This is a genomic window from Amazonocrinis nigriterrae CENA67 (assembly GCF_016056305.1).
Lineage (GTDB): Bacteria > Cyanobacteriota > Cyanobacteriia > Cyanobacteriales > Nostocaceae > Amazonocrinis > Amazonocrinis nigriterrae.
On the sequence record NZ_JAECZC010000101.1, the window covers coordinates 1 to 10041 of the forward strand.

Consider the following 10041-nt stretch of genomic DNA (forward strand, 5'->3'; position numbering starts at 1 on the left):
CATCCCCCTCATTCCCCCATCCCCCCATCTCCTCTAATAAAATTGTCCAATGAGAAAACTTTACTTTTTACTACCTGGAACCGATGGTAAATTCGCTTGTGGCGGTCTTTGGGCAGAGTTAAAAACAATGCATCTCGCTCAGCAGATCTGTAGTGCTGATGTTGTAACTTATCGTCAACGAGAAACAGGCAAACTGTTTATAGATGATCTGCTCCAAAAAGACAATTTAGATGATGTCATTTTGGTGATTAGCTGGGGATTTGATATTGCTAAATTAGTTACTAAGCTCAAATCCTACAATGTTGTTTATCATGCTCATAGTGCAGGTTACAAATTCCAACTTCCTGCGAGTATCCCAATCATCACTGTTAGTCGCAATACAATGGGTTATTGGGGGCAAAAGTCTCCTAATTCCCTGATTTATTATTTGCCGAATCAAATTAGTAACGAATTTAAAAATCTACATCTAGAACGAGATATTGATGTTTTAGTGCAATCTCGCAAGTCTTCTGAATATTTAATGGAAGAGTTAATTCCAGCATTACAACAGCAATGTCAAGTGTACGTCGTTGATTCTTATATAGAAGATTTACCAGGACTCTTTAATCGAGCTAAAATTTACCTCTATGATTCCGCTGAATATTGGGCACAACAGCGTGTAAGTGAAGGATTTGGGCTACAACCTATGGAAGCTCTCGCTTGTGGTTGTCAGGTTTTCTCTAGTATTAATGGTGGACTTTCGGATTACTTAGATCCAGGATTTAATTGCTATAAAATTGCTGCATATTCAAAAGAGTATGATGTCCAACGTATCCTGAAGGTACTGAAATATTCAGTTTTGCCAGCTTTGAGCGAACAGTTTTTTGCAGAGTATCGAACTGAAAATATTATTCAGCGATTTACAGTAATTTTAGATGAATTAAACGATTTTTTTGACCATAAAGCATATCACCAACCTAATATTAAGAGTTTGTCAAGAGGACGGCTGACAAAATTACTGAGCCAAAGGCTATATAGTAAGTTGAAGAAGAAATATTTTCAGGGTCTGTTGCGGTAAGTTTCCTGACATCCTCCCATAGGGAGCGGAAAGTGGGAAAAAAGTGTTTTTTCATTGATGACGGGTGGCGATCGCCGCTCGTAGGACGCTCATAACTGCTATCTTTCAACAAGCTATGTCTGCAAAAAGTCCTGCGGACGCTGCTGTGTGGAGTCCTCAGATCAGGAAAGAAAAAACTCTTCGCTGTAGATAACATAAAATTGCACTCGCAAGCCTTATTTTGGGGTTTAATTATGAAATGCACACTTGTTGCCTTATTTGTTGCCATTAGTGCGATCGCCCTAAATCATCCTGCCTATGCCAGTCAAGAGGAAGTTTCTGCTACTATAACTGATGGCGCTCAGGCTGCTACTTTAGTCACTGAACCAATCACAATTAATAGTCAAGTAGGTAATGCCACCAACCGAACTAACAATTTTAAACAAATTGCTGACTCAATTGGATCAGCACGTCAAGGAGAATGCCAAAAGATTAATCCTCTTGATTTAATTAATAATCCGGGTGCTATCTTCAAACCATGCCAGAAGCAAACAAATAACCAAACTTCTCAAGCTACTGCTGAGCCAATAGAGTATTTCCAGGTTCCTCGACTTGATTCTGGTATTAATGTCACAGTCACCAAATTTTGATACAGTAAATTGAATTTTCGCTACCAATAAAAAATGAGTAAGTATCAAATCAATATCGATTTCAGTAATGTAGATTTAGCTTCTCTGGAAACAGATGAGGATTTCAAGAAACAGGCAAAGATATTACTGCCCCAAGCACTTGTAAAACTAGGTGAGACAGTAGGTGAGAAGACTTGGGAGGAATTAAATAACACTCAGAACAAAGCAGGAACTAAACAGAAATTTTCTCAAAGTGAAAAACGTAGGTTTATTCAAGAAACAGGAAAAAATTATCAGCGCCATGCAAGCAACCGAGAAAGGCAAGAACTAGAAGAGTACATAGTGGAGCAATTACGTAGCCACAAGCAAGGAGCCTAAGCTGAACTAGTAATTTTAGATTTTAGATTTTGGATTTTAGATTTCTGGTTCGTGCTTGGAAAATCGTCACTTAAAATTTCCAAGCCCTTACCTAGATTGGTCGGTATCAATCTAATATCATGTCCAGCTAATTACTTACGATATAGTCGGTTGGTCTGGTAATGGGTAATGGGTAATGGGTGAGATGTGATGACTAATAGTAGAATCCAATTCTCTTTTTCCCAATTACCAATTACCAATTCCCAATTCCCAATACTCAGTCTGTTTTCAGCCACATTCTTTCCCAAGCATTAATAAATTCCAGAATGCGCCGCCTAAAACTTAAAATATAGGTAGTTATCTCGCTTCATTCCTTCAAGCTGATGAACAATAAGATTAAGCCAGATTGGGCTGGTGAAACTGTACTCTCCAATTTTGTTAATCTCCTCATCCAGACCAAACCTGTGTATAAGTTGATGAAAAACCAGGCTAGGCAAGTATTGATTAAAACAGCTGAGAAGAAAGGTGTTCCTTGGCGCAAAAATTATGAGGTTCTCGAAGCATCAGGAGCAAAGCAACTGTTGGCTGAAGTGACTAATCCCGACGTTGTTTATCCAGACTACTATAAAGTACCCTTTCATGCGTACTCCGAAGGCAACCTTTGTTGGGAAGCTGCTTTTGAAACAGAGTCAGCTACCTATGCAATGGCGTTGCGCGTCTGGCCTCAAGAAGACCTTACCTGGGAAGCAGCTCATGCAAGGCTTAGAGGTAGCTTTCATCAAGTTCTAGCAACTCATGGCCCTGAGCAGGTGAGAGATATTTTAGACATTGGCTGCTCAGTAGGTGTCTCTACTTTGGCACTGCACCGCTACTACCAGCAAAAGCAAGGGCATCCAGTTCGCACCGTTGGTTTGGATTTGTCACCTTATATGCTTGCTGTTGCTAAGACTAGGGATGTCAATCATGAAATATCCGAGTGGCTCCATGCTAGAGCAGAAGACACAGGACTACCAGACAATTCTTTTGACTTGGTGACCCTGCAATTTGTCACTCATGAGCTGCCAGACTATGCCAGCAAAGCAATTTTTGCTGAAGCTAGAAGACTGTTGCGACCAGGTGGTGTCATAGCATTAGTAGACAATAATCCGCGATCGCCTGTTATCCAAAACTTACCCCCCGTTCTCTTCACTTTAATGAAAAGTACGGAACCTTGGAGCGATAACTATTACACATTCGATATTGAAGCCACATTGCAAGCAGTAGGTTTCACAGAACCGATTACAGTTGCTAGCGACCCCCGTCACCGCACCATTGTTGCTAGGAGTTAGGAGTTAGGAGTTAGGAGTTAGGAGTTAGGAGTTAACACTAAAGAATTATCTCCCCTACTCCCCTGCTCCCCTGCTCTCCTCCTTAAGAACCTTGTTTCTTGAAAGTTAGGAGTTGGAAATATTGACTTCTTTCTCCTATTTTCTCATATCCTTATGTCTCATAAGATTAGTAGCAAAAGTTCCCAAATAAATGTATAAATAGAATCTGTATTTTATAAGTTTTATATCTCAATTATCATTTTTCATAAATCGATACTTTTAGAATTATTTCTTCCAGATAGCATTTTTTTTACTAGAAGAGATGATAAAAATAAAATCAACTTGCGAGGTAAGTCTAATTTCATTAACTTGAGTTTGAATCAAAGTTAATGTAACTCACGGCTCATGATGGGATATTTGTATAAGTTATTTACCAGTAATTACACTATCTTATACTGATTTAATTATATGTTTTACCCTAAAAATTTTCATTAATTTGTTTAAGTGAATACTACATTACTGAAATTATCAGGGTAATAAGGTTTTAATTAAATAAGTCAAAATTCGACCAATCGTTATTGACAAAATACTTAACAATCGTTTGCTACCTTGCATTTGGTATGATTTTTACCAATGAATGATTGTTAAACTGATTAAAAAAAACTAAAGTAAATTTCTCAAATAATTATCGCTGTTCAGAGAAATTTGAGTTAACCTTGGAACTTAGCAATTGTAAAGAACACATGTTGTTACTGGGTGGCAACATTAGAGATTCACTTTGATCTCTATGTAATCGAACCAGCAAGTAAAATGATTATCATAGAATATGCAAGAAGGAAGCTTTATTTGGGGTCATCTAGAAAAACAGCATCGCGCGGTTGACAAATGGATTGATTGGGTATGGCTAGTGGTGCTGCTGGTGGCAGCAGTGTTACTGTTTAGCATCAATCTGGGGGGGTTACCGCTCTTAGATTGGGATGAAGGTACTGTGGCACATGTTGCGCGAGAAATTTGGAGTGCCCCAGCAGGTTCAATGCGCTGGCTTTATCCAACGTTAGGAGGAGAACCGTATCAAAACAGACCTCCCTTGATGCATTTGCTAATTGCTTGGGCTTACTCTTTGGGTGGTGTGAATGAGTGGACAGTCCGATTACCTGGAGCGATTTTAACATCATTTTCCGTACCTTTGCTGTATTGCATTGGTCGAGAGATATTTCGCCAACGTTGGGCAGCGATTTATAGCGCTTTGATTTACTTGACAATGCTGCCTGTAGTGCGTCATGGCAGGTTAGCCATATTGGATGGCGCAGTGGTAAGTTTTTTGATGGTGATGATGTTGTGCGTGTTGCGATCGCGCCGTGATTTACGTTATTGTCTCGGTATTGGCATCGGTTGTGGATTAATTTGCCTGACTAAAGGCTTGTTTGGCATATTGCTGGGTGCGATCGCGATCGTATTTTTGTTTTGGGATACACCCAGATTACTGACTAGTTACTATCTCTGGACAGCAATCTTGATTGGTATTTTACCTGTAGCTTGTTGGTATGGGCTGCAACTGATGCACTATGGTTACACTTTTATCCAAAGTGGACTGGTTAATCCCTCTGTCAACCGCATCGTCACATTAGTCGAGAGGGATTCTCAACAACCTTGGTACTACGTAATCGAAATTTTTAAATGGACATGGCCGTGGTTAGTATTTCTACCACAAACTGTGCGTTTAGTCTGGGAAAATCGCAATCTCAGCTGGGCAAAACTCGTACTGGTGTGGAGTTGTGTTTATCTGCTAATCATTTCCTTGATAGGCGCTAAACTTCCCTGGTATGTATTCCCGATTTACCCTAGTTTAGCCTTAGCTCTTGGTGCCCAGTTAGCCGAGACGGAAAACTTACCTATACTTTCATCGTATCCCCGTGCTTGGATAGCTGGTTTTTCCATACTTGCTGTGGTGGCTTCCGCTAATAGCATTTACTTTAGTTGGGGTACTACACCGAAAACTGACTTACAGTTGATTTTTGCCGCAGCAGCTTTAACTATGACTTTGGCAGCTATTTTGGCAGAACGAGGGGACGGACAATTTCTGAAGATTTTGTTTTGGGGAAGTTACATTTCGCTGCTGCTATTGATGAAATCCAACTACTGGGTTTGGGAATTATGGGAAGCTTATCCAGTCAAACCAGTGGCGGCGATGATAGCGCAGGCAAATCCAGCCGTGAAGAAGATTTACACATCTTTTCCCTATCATCGTCCCTCGCTAGATTTTTATAGCGATCGCACCATCATTCCCGCTTCTATTGGTGAACTGCAATATTATTGGCACTACAATGGTCAACCATACTTCTTATTGAATGCATCTGCTTTCAACGACCTCAAATTGGAATCCATGAAGCTAGTTGGCGAAGCTGGAGGTTGGAAACTGGTCACAAAAGAGATTAATCGGCTGTAGCAGCAAAAAAAGTCCGAACAACAGGTCATGCCATTTCACGGAAATCTTGATACATATAGAAGGTGGGTAAAAATCCTCAAAAAATTTACCTAGTTTTTGGCTTTTCTCCTTAGTGTCTTAGTGCTTCAAAAATTGACTTACAAACCACTAAGACACCAAGAGAAATACATTACACCTTCAAAGGGCTAGTCCTGGTTAAGATAAAACAGCTTACCATTTCTCTTGCTGAAACCGTATCCTATTGAGGGTAAATAGGACACGGTTTCACAAGAGTATTTTTCGCTATAATCTTGCTTAAGACAGAAAAAGAATGATTTATACCATTAAATACATATTTATGGTGATTCTTTCCCTGATTCTTTAATTTTCTCCGTTTGGGGAAGTGCTTGCTGGTCGTTGCTGATGCTTTGCCCAGTCACAGCAATCATGCTCAAGAGAATAGCACTTCCTACAGCCAAAGCCACCAGAGGACGCTTGAGTAGGATAAAATCCCTTATAATCCTAGCTATAGGACTGCTTTGACGGCGTAGCGCTGAACAAATCAACATTTGTTTGAGCGTAAACGGATCACGGACATAATGACCGCTGCGACAGACTACGACTCTTTCTTGGCAATACGGACAGGTAAACAAGCCAATGTAGCTCTTGATTGGTTTTTGTCTAGCATTTCTTTGGCAAATTGGGCAAGTAACATAATGATTATCAAAGGTGTGTATATTCATCTAACTCGTCCGCCTAGTCCATTTATTCGCTCTATAACAATATTTATATTTAATTTCCTAGCAATGCTTAGTAGACTTGCCAGTATGAGATGACACCAGCCATTAATCACACATCTAATTATATTTCTACTAAGGATGACTCAATGGTCGCAACACGAGTATAGCTAGATTTAGGTGAGGATGACTCCTATTTAGTGCTTGCCTCTGATATCTCCATTAAGCTGACAAATATTATGTTTTCTTTATAGAGAAGAAGTTAGCACTCACTTGCACCTAAAGAGCGATCGCGCTCTCATCTAACTATTAATTCTCTCCCATTTAACTATTTTCCCCACAAAAATTTTGAGCAATAGCATTTTTTTAACCAAAGCTTTATGAAGCCGGAGGGGAGATGGGGGATGAGGAGAGGGGGGACTAGGGGTGCAGGGGGAGATGAGGGAGATAAAACTCCAAACTTCCAACTCCTAACTCCTAACTCCCAATTCCCTACTCCCTACTCCCTACTCCCCACTCCCTACTTCTCCCTGTCTTCGGTAAATCAAGTAAATCAAACATAGCTTGTCTGGTTGATAAATAATGGCTCACAATGAGAAGTAACAGATAAAAATTTAAATTTTTTCTTACATTTACCCTCCCTCTCAATGACTCTCTTGCCTCCCACTGATCTGAGGAAGGTAACGGAACAACCTGCCTTTCCTACACCTTCTGTCCGTTTAACACAGCTGATTAACCGTTTTCAACTATCCCCAGAAACTGTTGTACTGTTTTTAGCCATGCTAATTGGTGGCGGTACAGGTATGGGTGTAGTGACGTTTCACTATTTGATTGAGCTGATTCACCACTTAATGCTGGAAAATTTAATGGGTGCGATCGGTGTCTGGGGTGCTTGGACTCTGGCTTGCGTTCCTACCCTTGGTGGATTAATCGTGGCATTAATGCGCTGGCGCACTCAAGACTTTGGGCCTGGACTTTCATCTCTAATCGCTGCCTCTGAGGGTACAGAGATTAAGCAACCATTACGACCTGTAACCAAGATGTTCGCCGCATCTGTTTCTTTGGGAAGTGGTGCTTCTTTGGGGCCAGAGGGGCCAAGTGTAGAAATTGGTGCCAACTTTGGCATGTTGTTGTCTCTCATACTACAAGTATCTCAAGAAAGACAGCGGTTACTTTTAGGCGCTGGCGCTGCTGCGGGATTGGCTGCTGGTTTTAATGCTCCCATTGCTGGGGTATTTTTTGCTCTAGAAGTGGTAATGGGGGCGACATCTTTTGCTACTTCTGCCGTAAGTGTGGTGTTATTAGCTGCTGTGGTGGCAGCATTAATCGCTCAAATTGGTTTAGGCGCACAACCTGCTTTTGCTTTACCTGTTTACCAAGTGCGTAGTCCCTTAGAGTTACCGCTTTATCTGGGCTTAGGTTTGGGAGCCAGTTTAGTTTCGCTGACATATACTCAATTAATTCGTTTAGCAAAAGCCTGCTTTGCTGGAAATGTGCCGGGATTTGACTTTTTGGGACGGATTCCTAAATACATTCATCCGATTATGGGCGGCGTAATTATCGGCACAGTGGCTTTGTACTTCCCGCAAATTTTAGGCATTGGTTATGAAACTGTGGAAGCAATGCTTCAGGATGTGGAGTTTTCGCTGCTTTTGTTAATTGAACTGCTGGTTATAAAATTATTAGTCACTGCTATTAGTGCTGGTAGTGGATTCGTGGGTGGTTTATTTGCCCCAGCGATGTTTCTGGGTGCTTCTTTTGGTTCGGCTTATGCCAAAATTTTAGCCTTAATAGCACCAGCAATTGGCGAACAAATGGCTGCTCCTCCAGCTTACGCGATGGTGGGTATGGCAGCAGTTTTGGCTGCAAGTGTGAGAGCGCCGTTAACTGCTATCTTATTGCTGTTTGAATTAACCCGCGACTACCGCATCGTTTTACCTTTGATGGCAGCAGTGGGGTTAAGTGTTTGGCTAATAGAGCGAATTAAACCAAATTTCAACTCTAACTCTAATTTACAGCAGATTGGTCTTTCTGCATTAAAAGACGAACAAGCAGAAATTGTGCAACAAATCTTAGTAGAAGATGCAATGCTCTCTTGCCCAAAAAAGCTGTCTGCTAGTTTGAATGTGGTAGACGCAGCTATGGAAATGATCCGCGATCGCTGCCGTAGTGCTTTAGTGGTTAATGAAACAGAACAATTAGTTGGTATCCTTTCTCTGGAAGATATTAACCGTACTCTTTCGGTATGGCAAAATCACTCCAATTCCTCCACTGAAATTCAGAGTAATTTACCCAGTCAAACACTCATAGATATTTGTACAACTGAAATTCTTTATGCTTGGCGGGATGAACCCTTATCTGAAGCTTTAGACCGCATGAGTCTAAGAGGTTTGCATCAGCTACCAGTGGTAGAACGAGACAACCATGAACGCATTTTAGGTTTGCTTGAACGTGAGCAAATTGCATTAACATGCAACTTAGCAGTAACACGCAAAGCACTTCACCACTATTTACCAGTGCGAGCCACAAAAGATATAGTTAATAGTCATTAGTCATTAGTCATTAGTCAACAGGAGCCAGTTGCGTGCGGAGGTTCCCTCCGTTGAGCAAACTGGCGTTCAACAGTCATTAACTTTTAGACTGTAGACTCTTGACTATAGACTATAGACTACTTATTATGCTGTAGCTTCTGCAACTTCCAGGCCTTCCTTGTCATCTGCATCTACCTGCCTCAGACGAATGTGCTTTTTCCCTAAAGTGATCAGAAACCAGGGCGAACGCATCTAAATGTAGTACATGTTTACTAAAAAAAGCCTAGTCGCTTGTGTCAGGGAGGTTAAGCGATCGGGTATTGATGGTAAAGTCATAGTGAAAGTAGAGTAAAGCCGTAAGAAAGCGTGAAGCTTAAGCCCAAAATTACCATTGCTGACCACTTCGCACAAATGTCAGACCCACGAATAGATCGCACAAAGCGACACAAGTTAATTGATATTTTGACTATTGCGATTTGTGCAGTAATCTGTGGAGCAGATAGCTGGGTAGCAATTGAATTATATGGCTGTACGAAGTTTGAGTGGTTAAAAACGTTTTTGGAGTTACCAAATGGGATACCATCACACGATACTTTTGCGCGAGTATTTGCACAATTGAATCCGCAGCAATTTCAGTCATGTTTTTTAAACTGGATGAAATCAGTACAGACAATAACTTCGAGTGAAGTAGTTGCAATTGATGGGAAAACTTTATGTGGTTCATATGATAAGAGTAATGATTCTTGTGCAATCCAAATGGTAAGTGCTTGGGCAACTACAAATAAATTAGTATTGGGACAGGTAAAGGTAAATTCTAAATCAAATGAAATTACAGCAATTCCGGAATTATTAAAAGTATTAGAATTGTCTGGATGTATCGTGACAATTGATGCCATTGGTTGCCAGAAAGAGATTGTGAAGTTAATCACGGAGAAATCAGCAGATTATGTAATCACATTAAAAAAGAATCAAGGCAATCTTTATGATGAAGTTGAAAAATTATTTAAAACAGGGATAAG

8 protein-coding genes and 1 pseudogene are annotated in these 10041 nt (G+C 40.6%); 7 read left to right on the forward strand and 2 right to left on the reverse strand.

Annotated features, from left to right (window positions below):
* Positions 1–49 precede the first annotated feature (49 nt).
* From I8748_RS31270 to I8748_RS31290, 5 genes are all read left to right on the forward strand, one after another.
* Positions 50–1057, forward strand: coding sequence for a glycosyltransferase (locus tag I8748_RS31270; protein ID WP_198128374.1), 1008 nt, complete (start codon positions 50–52; stop codon positions 1055–1057).
* 233 nt (positions 1058–1290) lie between these two features.
* Positions 1291–1686 carry a hypothetical protein gene (locus I8748_RS31275; RefSeq protein ID WP_198128375.1) on the forward strand — a complete coding sequence of 132 codons (396 nt, stop codon included), beginning with the start codon at positions 1291–1293 and terminating at the stop codon, positions 1684–1686.
* A 33-nt stretch (positions 1687–1719) separates the two neighbouring features.
* Entirely contained in the window at positions 1720–2043 is a 324-nt protein-coding gene (locus I8748_RS31280) for a hypothetical protein (protein ID WP_198128376.1), read from the forward strand.
* 362 nt (positions 2044–2405) lie between these two features.
* Positions 2406–3350: a class I SAM-dependent methyltransferase gene (locus I8748_RS31285; RefSeq protein ID WP_198128377.1), complete on the forward strand. Its 945-nt coding sequence runs from the start codon at positions 2406–2408 to the stop codon at positions 3348–3350.
* Positions 3351–4155: 805 nt separating this feature from the next.
* Positions 4156–5775: an ArnT family glycosyltransferase gene (locus tag I8748_RS31290; RefSeq protein ID WP_198128378.1), complete on the forward strand. Its 1620-nt coding sequence runs from the start codon at positions 4156–4158 to the stop codon at positions 5773–5775.
* 335 nt (positions 5776–6110) lie between these two features.
* Here I8748_RS31290 and I8748_RS31295 read toward each other — a convergent pair whose 3' ends face one another.
* Entirely contained in the window at positions 6111–6497 is a 387-nt protein-coding gene (locus tag I8748_RS31295) for a hypothetical protein (protein WP_198128379.1), read from the reverse strand.
* 641 nt (positions 6498–7138) lie between these two features.
* Here I8748_RS31295 and I8748_RS31300 point away from each other — a divergent pair.
* Positions 7139–9043 (forward strand): chloride channel protein, encoded by a 1905-nt coding sequence (locus tag I8748_RS31300; RefSeq protein ID WP_198128380.1) that lies wholly within the window; start codon positions 7139–7141, stop codon positions 9041–9043.
* Positions 9044–9166: 123 nt separating this feature from the next.
* Here I8748_RS31300 and I8748_RS36170 read toward each other — a convergent pair.
* Positions 9167–9259, reverse strand: a pseudogene (locus tag I8748_RS36170) (AbrB family transcriptional regulator); the annotation flags it as partial.
* Positions 9260–9388: 129 nt separating this feature from the next.
* On the opposite strand from I8748_RS36170, the gene I8748_RS31305 reads away from it, so the two are divergent.
* A partial coding sequence (locus I8748_RS31305; RefSeq protein ID WP_198128381.1) for an ISAs1 family transposase occupies positions 9389–10041 on the forward strand: 653 nt, incomplete at its 3' end.